General features: G+C 36.2%; 16 protein-coding genes and 2 pseudogenes. 7 read left to right on the top strand and 11 right to left on the bottom strand.

The genetic code is table 11. The features are described 5' to 3' along the window. Nucleotides 1-102: 102 nt before the first annotated feature. A complete protein-coding gene (gene dhbC / locus NSQ61_RS18915; protein WP_066248053.1) occupies nucleotides 103-1,338 on the bottom strand; it encodes an isochorismate synthase DhbC in 1,236 nt (411 codons plus the stop codon). 22 nt (nucleotides 1,339-1,360) lie between these two features. After that, the gene (locus NSQ61_RS18910; RefSeq protein WP_063387836.1) at nucleotides 1,361-2,146 is read right to left on the bottom strand and encodes a 2,3-dihydro-2,3-dihydroxybenzoate dehydrogenase; all 786 of its coding nucleotides are present in this window, start codon (nucleotides 2,144-2,146) and stop codon (nucleotides 1,361-1,363) included. A gap of 1,538 nt (nucleotides 2,147-3,684) precedes the next feature. Here NSQ61_RS18910 and NSQ61_RS20410 point away from each other — a divergent pair. From NSQ61_RS20410 to NSQ61_RS20405, 3 genes and pseudogenes are all read left to right on the top strand, one after another. Continuing rightward, nucleotides 3,685-3,976: pseudogene (locus NSQ61_RS20410) on the top strand (hypothetical protein); the annotation flags it as partial. A gap of 2 nt (nucleotides 3,977-3,978) precedes the next feature. Further along, entirely contained in the window at nucleotides 3,979-4,908 is a 930-nt protein-coding gene (locus NSQ61_RS18905; protein WP_066248051.1) for a hypothetical protein, read from the top strand. Between the two features lie 246 nt (nucleotides 4,909-5,154). Further along, a pseudogene (locus tag NSQ61_RS20405) lies at nucleotides 5,155-5,268 on the top strand (hypothetical protein); the annotation flags it as partial. A 238-nt stretch (nucleotides 5,269-5,506) separates the two neighbouring features. Here NSQ61_RS20405 and NSQ61_RS18900 read toward each other — a convergent pair. The 3 genes from NSQ61_RS18900 to NSQ61_RS18890 all read right to left on the bottom strand — a co-directional run bounded on the left by NSQ61_RS18900 (nucleotide 5,507) and on the right by NSQ61_RS18890 (nucleotide 7,728). Continuing rightward, complete coding sequence (locus NSQ61_RS18900) at nucleotides 5,507-6,124, bottom strand: hypothetical protein (protein WP_066248049.1); 618 nt, start codon at nucleotides 6,122-6,124, stop codon at nucleotides 5,507-5,509. 103 nt (nucleotides 6,125-6,227) lie between these two features. Beyond that, nucleotides 6,228-6,872, bottom strand: coding sequence for an ABC-2 transporter permease (locus NSQ61_RS18895; protein ID WP_066248048.1), 645 nt, complete (start codon nucleotides 6,870-6,872; stop codon nucleotides 6,228-6,230). Nucleotides 6,873-6,879: 7 nt separating this feature from the next. Then, the gene (locus tag NSQ61_RS18890) at nucleotides 6,880-7,728 is read right to left on the bottom strand and encodes an ABC transporter ATP-binding protein (protein WP_066248045.1); all 849 of its coding nucleotides are present in this window, start codon (nucleotides 7,726-7,728) and stop codon (nucleotides 6,880-6,882) included. Between the two features lie 1,154 nt (nucleotides 7,729-8,882). On the opposite strand from NSQ61_RS18890, the gene NSQ61_RS18885 reads away from it, so the two are divergent. The 4 genes from NSQ61_RS18885 to NSQ61_RS18870 all read left to right on the top strand — a co-directional run bounded on the left by NSQ61_RS18885 (nucleotide 8,883) and on the right by NSQ61_RS18870 (nucleotide 14,188). Continuing rightward, nucleotides 8,883-10,499 (top strand): alpha-glucoside-specific PTS transporter subunit IIBC, encoded by a 1,617-nt coding sequence (locus NSQ61_RS18885; protein ID WP_340807902.1) that lies wholly within the window; start codon nucleotides 8,883-8,885, stop codon nucleotides 10,497-10,499. Between the two features lie 188 nt (nucleotides 10,500-10,687). After that, entirely contained in the window at nucleotides 10,688-12,046 is a 1,359-nt protein-coding gene (locus NSQ61_RS18880; protein ID WP_340807900.1) for a 6-phospho-alpha-glucosidase, read from the top strand. A gap of 307 nt (nucleotides 12,047-12,353) precedes the next feature. Then, complete coding sequence (locus NSQ61_RS18875; RefSeq protein WP_340807897.1) at nucleotides 12,354-13,145, top strand: MurR/RpiR family transcriptional regulator; 792 nt, start codon at nucleotides 12,354-12,356, stop codon at nucleotides 13,143-13,145. 542 nt (nucleotides 13,146-13,687) lie between these two features. Next, entirely contained in the window at nucleotides 13,688-14,188 is a 501-nt protein-coding gene (locus NSQ61_RS18870) for a PTS sugar transporter subunit IIA (RefSeq protein ID WP_066250760.1), read from the top strand. Between the two features lie 742 nt (nucleotides 14,189-14,930). Here NSQ61_RS18870 and NSQ61_RS18865 read toward each other — a convergent pair. Genes NSQ61_RS18865 through NSQ61_RS18840 form a run of 6 tightly spaced genes read right to left on the bottom strand, consistent with a single transcriptional unit; the run spans nucleotide 14,931 to nucleotide 18,654 of the window. Continuing rightward, nucleotides 14,931-15,170 carry a hypothetical protein gene (locus tag NSQ61_RS18865; protein ID WP_130157206.1) on the bottom strand — a complete coding sequence of 80 codons (240 nt, stop codon included), beginning with the start codon at nucleotides 15,168-15,170 and terminating at the stop codon, nucleotides 14,931-14,933. 56 nt (nucleotides 15,171-15,226) lie between these two features. Beyond that, nucleotides 15,227-15,547 (bottom strand): hypothetical protein, encoded by a 321-nt coding sequence (locus NSQ61_RS18860; RefSeq protein ID WP_340807895.1) that lies wholly within the window; start codon nucleotides 15,545-15,547, stop codon nucleotides 15,227-15,229. Beyond that, nucleotides 15,519-16,277 carry a hypothetical protein gene (locus NSQ61_RS18855; RefSeq protein ID WP_340807892.1) on the bottom strand — a complete coding sequence of 253 codons (759 nt, stop codon included), beginning with the start codon at nucleotides 16,275-16,277 and terminating at the stop codon, nucleotides 15,519-15,521. The genes NSQ61_RS18860 and NSQ61_RS18855 overlap by 29 nt, the downstream gene beginning before the upstream one ends. 54 nt (nucleotides 16,278-16,331) lie before the next feature. After that, complete coding sequence (locus NSQ61_RS18850) at nucleotides 16,332-16,736, bottom strand: hypothetical protein (protein ID WP_340807891.1); 405 nt, start codon at nucleotides 16,734-16,736, stop codon at nucleotides 16,332-16,334. 17 nt (nucleotides 16,737-16,753) lie between these two features. Next, nucleotides 16,754-17,848, bottom strand: coding sequence for a hypothetical protein (locus tag NSQ61_RS18845; RefSeq protein ID WP_340807889.1), 1,095 nt, complete (start codon nucleotides 17,846-17,848; stop codon nucleotides 16,754-16,756). A gap of 38 nt (nucleotides 17,849-17,886) precedes the next feature. Next, entirely contained in the window at nucleotides 17,887-18,654 is a 768-nt protein-coding gene (locus NSQ61_RS18840) for a hypothetical protein (protein ID WP_340807886.1), read from the bottom strand. Nucleotides 18,655-18,656 lie beyond the last annotated feature (2 nt).

Below are 18,656 nucleotides of genomic sequence, written 5' to 3'. Positions count from 1 at the left end.
GATAGAAGATGCCATGTTTTGTCCAACCAGATACTAGTCAACTGCGGTCTGGTTTATGCTAGTGGCGACCTCTTTCCTACCATTGAAGTACTTTGCTTTATGCTAAATGTCATCGTCAAGCCCCAGCGCTCTCATCATGGTGCACAGTTTTGCCGATGTTTCCGACAATTCCTCCTCCGGCACCGATCCTTCCACAATGCCGGCTCCAGCAAAAAGGCGGAGGTTTTGTTCTTCCACTTCTGCACAGCGGATGGTGACAATCCATTCTCCATCTCCATCGATGTCACACCAGCCTACTGTACCAGTAAAGAATCCCCGTTCAAATGGCTCGATGTCCTGTATCGCCTGTTTTGCCAATAAAGTCGGTGTGCCGCAAACCGCTGGTGTCGGATGCAACGCTAAAGCAAGCTCAAGGGACGAAATGGACGGTGATAACAGTTCCCCGCTGATGACTGTGGAAAGATGCCACATCGTTTCCGTGCAGAGAAGGGACGGTTCCTTTGGTACATGCAATGTTTTGCAGAAAGGTTTCAGAGCTTTGGTCACTGCCTCAATCACTATCGCATGTTCATGGCGGTTTTTCTCCGAAATAAGTAAAGCATCTGCTCTCCTCCGGTCCTCTTGCGGATCATCCCTTCGGGGCGTTGATCCTGCCAACGGATTGACAATGACTTGACTGCCTGATGTTGACACGAGCAGTTCCGGGCTCGCCCCCAACAGCGTCCCCACCCCCTTTTGAGCTAATGTTGTGGGGAATGTTCGATCGGACCCGTCTCCCTTTAGCAGCGGTGCCGCAAAAGTATAACCATTTGGATTACGGATGGCCAATTTGTAGAGAAGCTTCGACACATCTGGCTTTTCCGTTGATGTCAAATGGACCGATCTCGATAGCACAATTTTCTGCAGTTCACCGTCCTTTATTTTTTGTAATCCTTGTTCCACAGCTTTTTTATACCCATGGGACGTCGGAACTGGGGTCACATGATAATGCCGGACCGCCGGCTGTTCCTCCTTTGTCAGCATATGATCAAAGGAAAGAGGACCTGACCATTTAACCTCTAAAGGCACCATCAGCCTGGCCGGATACATATCATCGAAGGGAATGGCCCCTGCCACCATGGGATGGGTACCTCCTTTTTCTTTTGCATCCTGCAGCAAGGTTTGAATTTGTCCAAGCAGCTGTTTTGGATGATGCCTATACCCCGTCGTCGGCACTGTTTGAACAATGCCTTTCGTTAACAGCGTTCTAGTCGGGGAGGCCATGAAAAAGGATGCCCCTTCCTGATATTCCGAAAGAATCTGTTCTGCTGATGCGAAATGCATGGTATTCATTTTCATTTGTCATCCCTCCCAAGAATGGTTAACAACCCAGTGTCGCTCCGCCGTCCACCCTTAAATCGTGCATCGTAATATGGCGCGATCGTTCCGAAACAAGAAATAACACGGCATCGGCAATATCCTGCGGCTGTGCGAGCCTTTTCAATGGAATGCCAAGACGGAACTCCGTTAAGGAACCGGTGATTACTTTTTCCGCACCGTTTTCATCGGCCCACATGAACCGCTGCATGTCCGTTTCCGTTGATCCCGGTGAAACTACATTACATCGAATCTGATACGGCGCCAACTCAAGCCCTAAACATTTGGTAAACATCGTTGCCGCCGCTTTTGAAGCCGCATAAGCCGACATGTACATTCTCGGCACCGTTCCCGCATTGGAACTTACCGTCACAATGACACCTGACCTGCGGGGAGTCATCCGGCGGCTGACGGAACACGAAACATGGAACACTCCTAAAGTGTTCACTTTAAACACCTCTTCCCAATCTTTATCAGAAAAGGTTTCCACGGCCCCCATCCGAAAAATGCCAGCTACATTCACCAAGATGTGGATGGGCCCCATCTTTTCTTCTATCTCATTGACGATACGATCCACTTCATCACGATCAGTCACATCCGCTGGAAATGCTTTGACGTCATATCCGCGCCTTGTTAATTTCGAAACGGTTCTGTCCAATTTCTCAGCATTCCGATCAACTGCCGCTATCTTTGCACCATGTTCTGCCAGCAGGCTGATCACCGCTTCTCCAATTCCTTGGGCAGCTCCAGTAACAAGAGAAATTTTCCCTTTTATCTTCCATTCATCCATCTGATCCCGCCCTTTCCAATATTGCAAACAAATCTTAAATGGAAATTTGTTCTGTTGAAAATGATAATGATTTTCATTATCATCGTATTTTTCATTATGAAAAAGAAAAAAAACTTTGTCAAAGCTTTTCCCGAAAAATAATTCATAGGCCCCAATGAATATCTGATTCTATTTCTTTCGTTTAGCTGATAAGTACTGACCACCGTTACAAATATAGGAAGATAGTACATGAGGCATCACTGTATGGAAACAACAAAATTGATCGCAGTTTTCCCCCTTCGAATACCTTTTGCCTTCGTAAACTCCGTTGAGCACGCCGTCCTTTTACAGGTCCGATATCAACAATTTCTTTTTTTAGGATAGGATCAAGATGCGGTAAGTATTTTGACAGAAAAATACCCCGAAATCAGAAATGTTTATTTTCCGAGATCGGGGTTAGAGTTTATTTTAATAGGGCATAAAAAAGAAAAGGGATTTAGAAGATAAGAAAAAACATGATGATATGATCCCCTTATAGTAGACAGAAAAAAGACAGGAAAGATTGCAACTTTGGGATGGCGTTTTAGTTGGAAAACGAACTCTGTATAGGTTGAATGTTTTAACTCGCCTAGTCTAGGATTAATTTACCAAATCCTCAATCATAAGGTTGTGGTTGCCAGGTCATTTTCTCCTAGGCAATCGGCTACTTTCTCGTATAACAACCGGCGGCAGATGTTATTGCGAAGCTTTATAATGCAGGATGATAGGCTTATTTTTTTTCATTGTTGCTTTAATAAACTAATTTCACCAGTTGTATGTTCGGAGTCTGCGGAATCAGCCACAAAATTTTCATTTAATGATATAGTCCAAATCTCTTCGTTATTGTCTCATTAAAACAACAGCAAGAGTGCCAAACTGAGTAATATGATCCCAGTAAAATAATTCCTTTTTACCATTATGAGTAACAGAAATTCCTTCTGAATGGCTTACAACCTCAACGTTATTTCCTTGCCATCGACCATGGATTTCAGCCCCGGCATAATAATAGAACCTTCCGTAACCACGATCACCATAAGTCCCGATAAATTGTTGAATCGTATGATTAACGGTTTTATATGTAACGGCGGCAATAACATTCGCTAACTATTCCACTTTAAAATTCCCCATCTGTTTTATAGGGAAGCCTTTCTTTTGGACGAGACAGAATTCCGTAATAAGACCTCAAGTAAACGGCATCCCCACTCTAATTGATAATACATGTTTAAAATCAGGCGATATACTTATGATATTTTTAACTTTTTTACCATTTGCAACAAACAATCCCTCATTGACTACTTATTCCATCCAATTTCTGGCTGATGTGTCTCAAACCCTAGGATATTTTACTTAAAATAGAAAGTTTTAGGTAGATTATTTAAATTTTTCCTTATAATCATTTAACTATTTATTTAAAAAGCCGATTATAAATAATGAAATTGTTTGGTTTTCAATTTAATTTTCACTTTGATGACTATTGTGTGCAGAAAAGCTTTGCGGAAGACCAACCAAATATGAACTCTGCAAGTTCCGATTTTGCAATTACGGTATGTCTGGAAGTAGGTACGCTTTTTACATAGCACGAATCACAATATTAATCTGGTCCAAACCCGTACTACTATAGTTCGTTTGTTGATACTTAAAAAAACAACACAACGCAGACTGGAAACTGACGATTTTAACTATGGCAATCACATTTTAATCGTCGATTTAATAACAGGTAAATCAATCGATTTCTTTAGTGCGTTGAATTTTTACTATGAAAGCAAAGTGGAACTATTACCTTCCATTAATTATTTAGATAGGAGGGAATAACCGTGAAAATTGATCTTGGATATATCGGAGCAATAGTCGCTCGAAATAGAGCCAAAATGCCACCCGTACACGAAATCAAAAATCCATTGGCCGGACAACAAGTGGAAGTCAACCGAAACGGACAAGCCTATAAACTTACGATTTCGGATGAAATCAAACAAGTTCAAGGCTTGATGGCCATACCGATGGAAAAGTTTTTTCACGTAGAAAACGCTGACCCTTCTGATATTTTCTCTTATCGGCCAAAGGATCAATGGCTTGTGTTCAGCCAATATTTATATGAATCCAAATACTTTGATTCGCTAAGTAATGAAGAAGTAAAAAAAGTAGAATCCATCTTACAACACATAACGGACGGAGTAGATAGTTTGTCGCCATATCTAGGGATTAGCCTTTTTGGAATTAGTAAAGAACAACAGCATTCTTATGAAGCCCATCTTGAATTGGCTTCTTCAACAGTTGCACTTCAATACTTCAGTGATACGTTTTTAAGCGGTGATGTAAAAAAAGGATTTGATCAACTGATTCAAGATTATGTCCGCCACAATACGAAAATAGCCATAAATCACCAATCGGTAGAGGAGCGATTCATCGCAGCACGAGCCAAAATCAGGTCACTAAATGCTCCTTTAACATACCAACAAAGCCGTGAGCTGTCCATGACAAATAAACTTGGGAAAACGGTTTATACACAAGCAGAAATTGAATCAGTCATCAAAAATTATCAAGAAATGTTTGAGAGCATTCAAAATGAGGAAGATTTGTCTGGAGTGCTTGCAAAAGCAAAAGAACAACTGCTTTCATTTGCTACGAAAGGCATCTCACCAAGGGATATAGATTACCAATTGGCAAGAGATTTTGTTGCACAGCGTGCCGATGACACATTCAATCGAATTGAGAATTACTGGCGTATGTTATTGCAAGAAAAATAAATTGTTCATTTGATCCGTGTTAAAAGATAGGGGGAAGTTTTTGTACTTTTTAACAAAAGTTGAGCAAAATATGGAAAAAGCTCAACCAACAGAAAATTGCTTGCAATGAAAATTACCGTTTAATAACTGAAGAAATCAATAATCTGCTTTCGAATAAACTGAAGCTTAAGCTGGAAAAATCTACTATCAATCCAAACGTGAACGAAAGAAATATGAGGAAAGACTACAAAATGATTTAATAGACATTTCAATGAACTAACTTCTGAGATGCTTCACCGTTTGGTTGATCGAATCGAAATAAAAGAAGATGTTTCACCAAAGATTTATTATCATTTCAAAAATGATGTTTTAAAAGAATAAAAGATATAGGAAAAGCACGTTTCATGATTTCCAGAAACGTGCTTTCAGCTTATCGACAAAGTCGACAAACTGAGATTAGTTTAAAAAACTAATCTTTTTGATTCCATTAAAAACGAGTTACGAGTGGCATAGGGGGATACCGCGATAATAAAGAAAAAGCTGAGGTTCTATGAATTAAGACTTCATATTTTAGTGTTTATGATAAATTAAATCAGTTTCGTAACTATCACCGCTGTAATTATTTTTTTAAATACAATCTCTTTAATTCTTCTGTTTCTTCTTTCTTTAATTTTAAATTGTAATGTGAAATGATCTTTTTCATTAAGGAGTCAAATTGCTTTAAATAAAAGCCATAATTATAAATTATCACAAATGCACTTGGCAATCTTTTGTTTCGGACAATTGGGATTATATTATTCTCAAGAGACAAGTAAAAAACATCACAACGATCGTCATTTATTTTATCAATATTTATTTTTCCAATTTCTTTCCTATACAAAGAAAAATAATTTTTCCCTATATGATCTTCAAGGATTTTATTTGCTTTATTAACATCTTCTCCTATATTTCGCAGCATTTTTCTTACGCTATTACTTGGTTTATCTTGATTAAAGTAACTATACACAACAATATAAAATGCCAATTGGCCAAATTCCGAATCGGCATATTGTCCAATCAAAAATTCTTTATTTCTTTGGACTTCATATAATCTCATTTTTTTGTTGACAATATTAGTTTTACATTTTATAGACATATCGAAATACACATTATCTTCATCATAATTTTTTTGATAGACAGAAACTTTGTAATGCACCCCTTTGTCAAGACACAAATTGATAATATTTAAGTTATCCATTCTCTCCTTTCGCTATGAATGTGGTGCGTGTGCAAAAAAGGCTTGACATGGAGCCTCTACGGGCACGATTTTTTGCGCCTACTTGATGTACTAATCACATAGTCTAAAATTCTTTCTTTCGATAAATAATTACAGCAATTAAATATGAGAGAGTAAATACAGTAATACCAAGTACTATAAATAAAATCGGAACTAATAAAGACGAATCTATGGATAACGGTAATTTGTCTATTAAATCTTCTACTAAGAATTTGATTCCATAATAAACAAATAGACCTACAAATCCTCCTCCAAGTACAAATGCATCAGATTTGTCTGCACCAAAGATATAGAGGAACGGGTATATAAGCGCACCTGCTAAAAGAACTACGAAAATTCCAGAAGAAATAATATTAATTATGCCATTTATTTGTGTTTCAAAAATTAGATCATATGTATAAATAACAATATATGAAAGAAATGCTCCGATAATCACAACCGATAAGTAAAAAATATAGTGACTTCGGACAATATTAGACCTACTAACCGGTAAGGTAAGTACATATTTATCATAACCAGACTTACTCTCTATTTTTATAACTTCAAGTGAAGGCAAAGTCATTAATAATATAATTAACATAGCGGCCACACCACTTACCATAGGCCCTGCAAAAAATAAAAGTACACCAGAAATCAATAATGCGAGACCTACATATGCAAAAATACTTCGATAAACTAGGTAATAGTTTGTCAATAATAGACCTTTCACTTAAATTTCACTCCCTGTTAGTTAGTAAGAGACTAAGTTCTTCCATTGAAATCTTTTTAGAGCTAAGGTCCTTTGGCAATTCCATTTTATTTGATACAAGTATTCTAGAATAAGAACCATAGTCCCTTTTTGCAACAACTATATTTCTATTTAGTAAAGATAATCGTTCCTTTTTGATATCAACAATTGCAAATTTTTCAAGAATCTTGTCCTTTCTCTCATTTAATAAAATTTCACCATTTTTGATAAAAACAATATGACTAGCAATTTTCTCAATATCACTCATAATATGAGAAGAAAGTAATATCCCACCACTACTCTCTCTCACAAAGCTTTTTAACTCACCTAAGACTTGTTCTCTTGATGAGGGATCAAGCCCTCCTGTTGCCTCATCTAGTAATAGTAGTTTTGCATTATGTGACAGTGCAACAGCTATAGAAAGTTTCATTGACATCCCACGAGAAAATTTATATATTTGTTTATCTTCGGGGAGAGAAAAAGAATTAACCAATCGGAAAAAATCATCTTGATTCCAAGTATTAAATATTCTCAAAAAAACTTTATTTAGTTGTTTGATTGTTAGGTGCGCCGGTAAATTCATAGCATCGAACACAACTCCAATTTTTTCCTTCATCTTAGGCTGTTTATGTATATTTTCTTTGCCAAAGATTTTAATTCTACCTGAATCCTGAGAAACTAGACCTAGTATTGTTTTAAATGTAGTAGATTTACCTGCACCATTATCACCAATAAAGCCAACTATTGATCCTGACGGAACATTGAATGTAACATTTTTTAAAACAACTTTATTGCCATATCGCTTTGTAATATTTTGAACATCTAATAAGTACGACATTTTCTCACTCCAACATATTATCTTAGTATATATATGTATTCTACTTACACCCGTTAAATCATTTATTTTTTCAAAAATTATCTTTCTATTCAGAATAATAATGTAGAATAATACATTTTAAAAGGGGCTTTTGAATCGTTTTGTTTTTTTATTAGGTCTAAGAGCCTATGTTTTTACTTATTTTTGTTTGTACATCCAAGGTTATGAAAATAATATAGAGAATAAATAGTATTTTTCCATTGATTGATGTTAAATTAATAGATGGATACTACCTTAACACTACATTAAATAAAAAAAATTTATAGAAAAATAACAAGTATCATTTACTTAATGATTAGTGTCGAACTCGATTCATCAGAAAAATGTAAGTGTAGTACTTCTTCTAGGTCCTTTTCGGTTAATTTTTCTAATATTTGTATTACGTCAAATAAATTCGTCCCATTGAAATGATAACGTGTGAATTGATTTGCAATAAATTGAGGCGAATTAATAGACCTTAAAAAGCAACCAATTTCCTTATTTATTACACGTTGTGCATTATCTCTTTTTATCGGATCCCTTTTAAATCTAGAAACCGTTTCATATACAGTATTAATAACTTCTTGAGGCTCTTTACTTTCCCCACTAATTATGGAGTAACCAAAATTCCCCTCAATTCCGCCGGAACCTTAACATCCCCAACCCCTTCCATGGCGAATCCTATTTGCCGGTCAGGGTTCGCATTTTTCAGATTTGCTATGGCGTTGTCTACGAATCGGCCGACTTTAGGCGCACCGTTTGCTGCGCCGGTTTTCAAATGCTGCAGTATTTCTAATTCATTAGCCTCCTACTCGATGTTTAGGGAAGCTAAAGCTACATAGTGAATAACCGTGAGAAAGAAATTTTATATGTTTTTCCAGTTTGAAAAGTTCGTGAAATTTTTCAAACTGTGGGAAAATGTTCAAATGGAAAGGATAAGTCCCGACATCTTGCCAAGTTATTGTTAAAAATTAGATTTTAATATAACTTAATTGTAAGCGCTGACAATTTATAGTTGCAACTATAAGCACCTTGACATTTTTGCTATGGCAATCATCTTTTGCATGAAATAACAGATCCCACAAATTACTTCTTAAGTATTGTTATTTAATTGCTAGAAAAGGAGTGGATCAAGGATGATGCAAAAATTCCAACGGTTCGGTGGGGCGATGTTTGTGCCAGTATTATTATTCCCATTTGCGGGGATACTTGTAGGTCTCACAATTTTATTTAAAAACGGGGATATTATGGGTTCTTTGGCTGATCCAGATGGAGCATGGTATAAATTCTGGACGGTAATAGAGGAAGGTGGATGGACAGTATTTAATCAAATCCCGTTGCTTTTTGTTGCCGGCATCCCTATTGGGTTAGCGAAAAAAGCACACGCGAGAGCTGTTTTAGCAGCACTCGTAACCTATTTAACTTTCAATTATTTTGTAAACGCTATTTTAACGATTTGGGGGGAAAATTTTGGTGTCGATTTTAGCGAAGAAGTTGGAGGAGTGAGCGGGTTAACGGAAATTGCCGGTATTAAAACTTTAGATACAAATATTATCGGTGCGATTGTTATTTCTTCCATTGTTGTTTTAATCCACAATCATTATTTTGACAAAAAACTACCAGATTTCCTAGGTATCTTCCAAGGAACATCCTTTGTTGTCATTGTTTGTTTTTTTGCTATATTGCCTCTTGCCTTGCTTACCTCGTGGGGATGGCCGATAATTCAGAACGGAATTGCTTCTTTACAAGGGTTTTTGGCTTCCTCTGATGTATTAGGGGTTTGGTTGTATACATTCCTTGAAAGAATCTTAATTCCAACGGGGCTGCACCATTTTATATACGGTCCTTTTATCTACGGCCCGGCAGTTGTTGATGGCGGAATTGCAAAATATTGGATGGAGCATTTATCAGAATATGCAACAAGTGCTCATTCATTAAAAGAAATGTTCCCGGAAGGCGGTTTTGCTTTGCATGGTATGTCCAAAATTTTTGGAATCCCTGGCATTGCATTAGCGATATACGTAACAGCAAAACCTGAGAAAAAGAAAATCGTATCAGGTATGTTGATTGCAGCAACTTTAACATCTGTTGTAGCTGGGATCACAGAACCGATAGAGTTCACATTTTTATTTGTTGCTCCTCTTCTATTTGCTGTACATGCATTTTTAGCAGCTTCTATGGCTGCGGTGATGTATGCGTTTGGTGCAGTTGGTAATATGGGTGGTGGATTGCTAGAAATTGCCAGCTCCAACTGGATTCCGTTATTCAAATACCATACTTCCACTTATATCACTCAGTGGATAATTGGATTGGCATTTACGGTTATCTATTTTTTCACGTTTCGTTATTTAATTGTAAAGCTAAATGTAGCTACCCCAGGTCGTGAAGCAGATGACCAAAAAGAAGTAAAACTGTATACAAAAGCAGACTACAAAGCTAAAAAGCAAGCAGAAAATAAAAATAGTGCAAATAAAGAAAATGCTTATTTTGTTCAAGCTAGTGAATTTTTAGAAGCTCTAGGCGGATCTTCTAATATTGCCGATGTAACAAACTGTGCTACAAGACTCCGCGTAACAGTAGTAGATGAATCAAAAATAGCACCTGATAGCCGATTTAGATCAGCTGGAGCCCACGGAATTGTTAAGAATGGGAAAGCAATTCAAGTGATAGTCGGTTTATCGGTTCCACAAGTAAGGGAACAATTTGAGAATTTATTGAGTGATTCTAGCAAAAAACAATATAAAGAAAACTGAAAGGCTTCACATTTACTTGCAAATTCTAAAATGTTGTTTATTTGACAAGCGGGAAAATTCCCTTCTTGTGGGAAATAGAACTGAACTTGAGATAGCGACCAGAATGGTTAAGGAATATTGTTTTCATACAAATGAATTGTTATAACTTGGATGAAAGAGGATATTGCATTAAAGGAGGAAACCTAAAAATGAAAAAATTCTCGGTATTAATTGCAGGCGGGGGAAGTACTTTTACTCCAGGGATTGTTTTGATGTTATTAGATCATTTAAATAAGTTTCCAATTCGGAAATTAAAACTTTATGATAATGATGAGGAACGTCAAGCAACAATTGCAGGGGCTTGCGAAATAATTCTCAAAGAAAGAGCTCCGGAAATAGAATTTTTGGCAACAACAAATCCTGAAGAAGCCTTTACAGATGTTGATTTTGTCATGGCGCATATTCGTGTAGGAAAATATGCAATGCGTGAATTAGATGAAAAAATACCTTTGAAACATGGTGTAGTTGGTCAAGAAACATGCGGGCCAGGCGGAATTGCATATGGAATGCGTTCTATTGGAGGAGTATTAGAATTAATTGATTATATGGAAAAATACTCTCCAGATGCATGGATGTTAAACTATTCCAATCCAGCAGCTATTGTTGCTGAAGCTACCCGTCGTTTGCGGCCAAATTCCAAAATATTAAACATTTGCGACATGCCTATTGGAATTGAAATGCGCATGGCACAAATTTTAGGTTTAAATGATCGTAAAGAAATGAATGTCCGTTATTTTGGATTAAACCATTTTGGCTGGTGGACAGAAATCCGTGATAAAGATGGAAATGATTTAATGCCAAAACTAAAAGAACATGTAGCTAAGCATGGATATAATGTACCAAATAGCGCAGATAACCAGCATGTAGATCAAAGTTGGAATGAAACATTCTTAAAGGCGCGTGATGTATATGCATTAGATCCAAATACATTGCCGAATACGTATTTGCAATACTACTTCTTCCCAGATTATGTTGTGGAGCATTCTAATCCTGAATATACAAGAGCCAATGAGGTAATGGAAGGCCGTGAAAAATTTGTTTTCGGCGAATGTAGAAAAATAATTGAAAATCAATCGACAGAAGGCAGTAAACTTCATATAGATGAACATGCAGCATATATTGTAGATTTAGCACGTGCCATTGCATATAACACTCATGAAAGAATGTTATTAATTGTCGAAAATAAAGGATCAATTATTAATTTTGATCCAACTGCAATGGTGGAAATTCCTTGTATTGTTGGAAGTAATGGTCCAGAGCCATTATCGATAGGAGAAATTCCACAATTCCAAAAAGGATTAATGGAACAACAAGTATCAGTTGAAAAATTGGTTGTTGAGGCGTGGGTTACCCGTTCTTACCAAAAATTATGGCAAGCAATAACATTATCCAAAACAGTACCAAGTGCAAAAGTTGCTAAAGAAATATTGGATGATTTAATTGAAGCAAATAAAGATTTCTGGCCTGAACTTCATAAAGATGATGTGGTAGTGAGCGAATCTTTTTAAGATGATCGATTTTATCAAATAAAAAGTACAAAAGGGTAACAATCTTTTGTACTTTTTTGTTTCACTCCTCCTTCTGTTAATGAAAAATTATTTTTTGCCAAGCAGCAGACTTACACCTTTTTTTCCTTTAAACTAAGTATTGTAGTGTTCTGGCATTACATTTGGCTGCTTCCGAAGGAATGTAAAGGATAATAATCCAGTACAGTTCCATATAGTTCTGCCAGCGAATTTATTCGCAGTTAACGGCACGGCCATTTGGAGATGACAAGAGCAAACATAAATTATTTATTGAAGGAGGGGATATGGCTTGAGATTAGAAGAACTTATTAATAAACATTATAAAAAATTAAATGAGACAGATTTACACATCTTAAAGTACATTATGAATAATAAAAATACTTGTTATTCGTTAGGGATTAATAATCTAGCTGAAAAATGCAATGTTTCCCGCTCTTCAATATTGCGGTTGGCACAGAAATTGGAATTTAGTGGATATAGTGAATTCCGAGTGTTCTTAAAATGGCAAGGTCGAGAGGATCCGGTAGAAGAAAAAAGCGGTGTAGAAATTTTGCAGGAAGATCTTCATGAAACAATCAAATATATTCAAACCAAAGATTTTTCGGATGTTTGTGAATTGATATATAATGCCAATCAAGTATTTGTTTTTGGGACGGGCACTGCACAATTACATTGTGCATTAGAGTTGCAAAGAATGTTTCTGCCGCTTCAAAAGTATTTGAATGTTATCCACTCCCAATTGGAGTTTGAAATAATTGTAAAGGATTTGCAGAAAAACGATGTTGTGATCATTTTTTCTTTATCAGGGGATACACCAACAATTTTTCCTGCAGTGCAAAATTTAGTTGCCAAAGGAATTCCTTTTATCTCTATAACAAATTTAGTAAATAATCGTTTGGCTAGAATGACTCCGTATAATTTATATGCCAGAAGTTCAAATCTCGCAAGCCATAACGGAACAAAATTGAAAACATTTGCCCCTTTTTTTATTATTGGAGAAGCTATTTTTAGCCATTATGTTGACTACCTGAAAGAGAAAAAAGAAACGATTGACAGGGCGGGAAAAGATGAAGACGCATAATACAACGTGCCAACAAAAACATTCGAATGATTCCCCTTCCATATTACAAAGTTTGCGCATTTTTAAAATATCGGTCATCTTTTTTATACGTCCCATTTCTCTTTCTTAGTTATTTATATATAATGTCACTGCAGGCAAACCAACCTTTTTTTGCTCAAGTAAAAGAGGATCCTTTCATTAAAATTTGTTTGTGTTTGCCATGTTAAATCTTTTTTTGGTGTATTGACAAGAATGGTGTTGTCAAATTTATAAAACGAAAAATTTATTAAACAGATCCAGTTAGAAATAGGAAGGTTGGCGATTTCATTATTGCTGGTTGAAATATATTTGGCAGTATGTTGCTTCTTTTAGCTTTTAGCAAATACCGGAAAGCACATAAAGAATTAATAAAAAATAGTACGTTGAACCGGAAGGAAAAAGGAGCAAATTTAAGATTTGTCGGAAGTACCATTATTGTTGGATTGCTGTCTGTTCTTTGTCTTGTCTTTATTATTAAAATACAATTTTCATAAAATTATTATAGATAGAAAGAAGGAATTAGTATGTTAAAAAAAATATTTGCGAAAAATCCCAAAACTATTATAGAAGAAATTTTTTCACCTATGTATGGCGAAGTAATTTCATTATCAGAAGTACCGGATCCCGTGTTTGCCCAAAAGATGATGGGGGATGGGATAGCGGTTATTCCTAAAGACGGAAAGGTGGTGTCCCCTGTAAAAGGACAAATTATTCAAGTATTTCCTACTAAGCACGCAATAGGTATTCGAACAAAACATGGGTTAGAAGTATTAATTCACGTTGGACTAGATACGGTTGAATTAAATGGTGAAGGTTATGAAGTAACTGTGAGTGAAGGGCAAAAAGTAAAAATTGGAGATCCCATAATGAATGTTGATATAGAATTTATTGAAAAAAATAATAAAGAAATCGTAACGCCAATTATTATTACAAATAGCGCTGAAAAGACTGAGAAAATAGTTGTGCGGGAAGCTGGTGAAATACAAAGGGGAGAGTATATATTGAAATGCTATGTTGTAAATTAGGGCAATTTCATTCTAACATCCGAAATACCGCGAAAAATTTTGCGAATCCCCTAGATGATGCACATTCTTACCAAGCATTTGTGCATTTTCCAAATATATTTCTGTAAAATGATGCAAGGTATTTTCTGCAAGAAGAAAATTCAGAGTGTTGCAGTATATCTTTATCAAAATTTTGTATAAATATACATATATGTGATCTATCCATCAAGGGCTTGACATGGATCCTCTGTAGCCATGATTCTTTAGCCAAACGCCAGCTTCAACAGTTTTGGCAAAACCAAAAAAGGTTATCATGGCTCCTCCTCCATGTAAAGCTCCTTTGCATATCACTGCATAAGGATTTTGCAATTCTCTGCACTTTTATTTTCAAAAAACAAACCTATTGTAATTAAGTTTATTATAATCTCCCTGTTCTCCGTGTCTAATTTTTAGACTAACATCAATTTTATGTTTCTATTACTTAAATACCTTATTGTTCTTAGCTAATCTTAAAATAACAGCTTTTCTGTTCTAAGCCTTTTTATAAAGTTATCAAGGGCATCACTTTCATTACTTCCGAACCTGTTACAATATTGGATCTTTATTATCATGGATAACATAAAAAGGATTCAAAAGCCCCTCTTCTCTGAACCATTTATTACGGTCAAATTTAATTTCCATTAACTATTAATTTTATTTCATCGACATGGAATAGCTTAGAAGCTTTGGATAAGTAGTGCGGTCAAATTAAAATGTTTATTTTCTATCTACCTATTTTTCCCATCGTTATCATATATAAAAATTTGAAAATTTGATTCTCATTTCCCCTCTCGATAATTGAAAAATTTTGTCTTTCATCCACATTATATAAGATCCAATTATCACCTTCAAAGTAGCAACCTGTTGAAAATGGTACATTGGTTTTTCTACCAATAACAATATTCAATTCTTCCAAATCTATGCCTAACTCTTTTATTTTATTTTCATATTCAGTTCGTGTCATTTTTTACCAACCTCCTTTATTTTGTAATATACCGATATCCTCTAAAGCTTTCACATTTATTGGAGTGTTAATTTTGTTTCGCACCACCCGTAGTTATTTTCCCATGGAGCTGCTTCCCCCATAACACCATATATTGAGTCTATTTCTTTTTCTTTACACAAAGCTACCAATTCAGGATTTGATTGAAAAGCTTTATATTGAGAATACCAATTGGCAATAACATTTTCAGTAATATGAGGATTATTTGTTCCAATCTTTATATTTAAATTATCAATAATAGAATTGATTTTGTTAACAGAATATTCTGGATGGTCAATACTAAAATTTTTAATAGCATCTATTGCATCTTTATAGTACGTAATAGGTGTTCCTCGCATACTCATTTTCAATATAACAAATAGAACGTTCACTTTGTGTACTATGATAACCATTTTCTACCACACCTAAATTGTTGCCAAAAGGACTTCCAATTCTATCTAATTCACTTGGAATTAATATTTCTCCAGTTTCTTTATTAAATACACCAATTGCAGTATCTTTATTCAAACCTGGAAAACTTGGCCAGTCAATATCTGGCCATTCTCTCCAATTAGAATAATCAGCATTTTTTATCACTCTAACATCATTTAAAACATTAAAATTTATTTTTTGTTCCGGTGTTAACTTATTAAAGTTAGCTTTCATAATTTCAATCTTTTCAGCATTAGATAACGTTTCATCACACCAAACATTATCTCTGAGATATTTATTGAAATTATTTTGTGCCTTTTTCCCTATACCTTCAAATGATTCACAAACATATTTTTCTAATTTAGGATCTATAGTACTTTCGCCTGTTCCCGTATCCTTAATGTTATATTCGAAGCCATCGTTGTTAACTTTATTCCCCCCAACATTCACCCCATCGACCTTGCTCAAGTATGCCCGGATTTTATTCTCCACCGCATGCGTATTTTCCGCCGGAACCTTAACATCCCCAACCCCTTCCATGGCGAATCCCATTTGCCGGTCAGGGATCGCATTTTTCAGATTTGTTATGGCGTTGTCTACGAATCGGCCGACTTGCAACGCACCGTTTGCTGCGCCGATTTTCAAATGCTGCGGCACTTCTAATTCATTAGCCTCCTACTCGATGTTTAGTAAATTCCCACCTTGTGAAAATCAGAGTATGACTGATTTCTTATGTGTTATAGTTTTAACTCTACTTTTTGGCACCCAATCCATAAATGTATCTCGATCTTTTCTGTCTAGATCTAACTCAACTCCTATTGTAACATCAGATGTAGCAACAAGATATTCATTAACATTTTCATTTAATATTTGCACCTCTAGTCCATCAATCACTCCAATAAGTTCTATTTCATAAATATCTTCTATCTCATTCTGTTCAACTTCATTAATATACACTCTAGGGAGATTACTAATGTCATAATTATCTGGATATTTTTTTTCTTTAAACCCCTTATCTAAATCTGTTGCATTATAGCTAATTAACCTAACTTTATTCTCTATTAATCTAGCCTTATAGTCCTCACCTTTATATTTGGCATATAATCCTTTTTTCAAAATAATCCCTCCAGTAATTATTTTATCGGAACAAATCTACCAACGTCTTCGTCATATATAGCGCGTAAAAATTCTTCTCCATTGATTACTTCATACAATTCAGCCCCATCTTTTGGAGCAAAGTAACCTTTAAATTTCCATTCAGGAACTATTTCTCCGTTTCTTGAAGCTGTAAATCCATTCTGTGTACATGGTGGTTCGTCGAAGACTGTACCTCCCATTCTTTTTCCATAAGGAATTTCAATACTCCCTATGTGTTCAGTCTTAAATAAGATTTTTCCATAGGAATTTCTGTTTTCTGGAAAAGGTCGTACTACCCTATCATCATTAACATAACTATAATCTAGTCTTAAGGACTCGACAACATGTGCGTAATCTTTTATATGACTTACATCTTCTGCTTTTGCAAAATAACCACCAATTTCTTTATATTCTCCATTGAGGTATTTTTCGATATCACTAGCTGGAAACGTTTTTTGTAAAAGAGTATCTTGATTAACTTTCGGCACAGAATCCCTAATATTCTTCATAAATATTAATTCTTTCTCATCCATCTCATATATTGGTTTTACTTTCATTTTATTAAACTGTTCAATTGTTATATTAAATTTTTTTAGTTGTTTAATTATTTGCTTTGCAAATCCATTACTACAACTTAAAATAACTCTGTTATTAACATCAATACCAGCATTTACATTATCCCAAAATTGTTGATATCTTTTTGCATCTTCTTCATTCATTAATTTTGCAAAAGAATCCGGAATGTTTACCTTGTCTTCCTCTTCGCCCGGCAGCCCCATCTTCCGGTCCGATATGATGTCGCGCTCATTTTTCACGGCATTTTCTTCTGCCCTGCTTGCTTTTACGGCACTGTCGTCCGCACGGTTCTTAAGCCGAGCCGTGATTTCCTTCGCCCATGCTTTCGCATTTCGAATGCGGGCAACGATGTCTTTTTCAGCATGGACAACTATGTCGCAGGCACGTAGTGATTTTTGCTGGAAGCCCATTTTTAACCCCGTTAATAATTGAAGATCACTTGCTTCTCTTAGAGGTGAAAAGCGGGCGGCGCTGCTGAATCTAGAAAGCGCGCTAACGCCAGGGACGATATCCAATGGAGCGAGGACACCACGGAATACTCTTTCGCCTGTTTCTAGTTCCTCCCTGAAATCCAGTCTTTTCCGGAAACGGCCGAGCTTAATTCCAGTGTACCATAGGCCATGCCCAATGCCATCCCTGCTGGCGGACAAATAAATGAGACGCCGACAATCACGACGAGCGCCGCTATTTGCCCCCAGAATTCTTTGTTCATTTGCCCGTCTTTGATCGATTCATACTGAAAAGCCCGGGAATTCAAAGCTGCCTGTATATATTCCTGTTCCGAAAAATCTTGCTGGGGATTCAGTTCTTTCCATGAGGCGTATTCCCGTTCCATCAGCCTGGCATAGTAGTTGCTGCCGCTGAACAGATCTTCCAGTCCGACCTCGGCTTTTGGCACTTCGATCGTCTCTTGTGTGCCATAAGTTCCTGGAACGACGATTATTTCTTTAACACCGATGCGGTTTTTCGTCTTGATCTCTGATATCGATAAGTTGCGCATCGCTTCGACAAAAGCATCGATATCTTGATAAAACGGCTCATCGATCGTACGGTCGACAATATCTCCGACACGGCCGCTAAAGCGGTGCAGGACGAGATAATCTTCATATAATTGTTGATATTGGCTTTTGCGGTCCGTGTGGGTGAAAGAGATGACACCGTCGCTATCATATTTGGCGATGTCTGATTGGGCGTCTTCCAAAAGATCACTGATATCTTTTAAGTTGTCGATCATGCCTTTTCCCCATGCACCGAGGCCGATCAGATCGCCAATGCCTTTCTTGGTCCTTTCCCATTCGGAAGGTATATATTTGACATCCATCC

The sequence above is a fragment of the Aeribacillus sp. FSL K6-1121 genome, from assembly GCF_038003725.1.
In the GTDB taxonomy this organism is placed as follows: Bacteria; Bacillota; Bacilli; order Bacillales; family Aeribacillaceae; genus Aeribacillus; species Aeribacillus composti.
The sequence above is the reverse complement of the archived record's forward strand: the minus strand, read 5'-3'. Positions and strand labels throughout refer to the sequence as shown.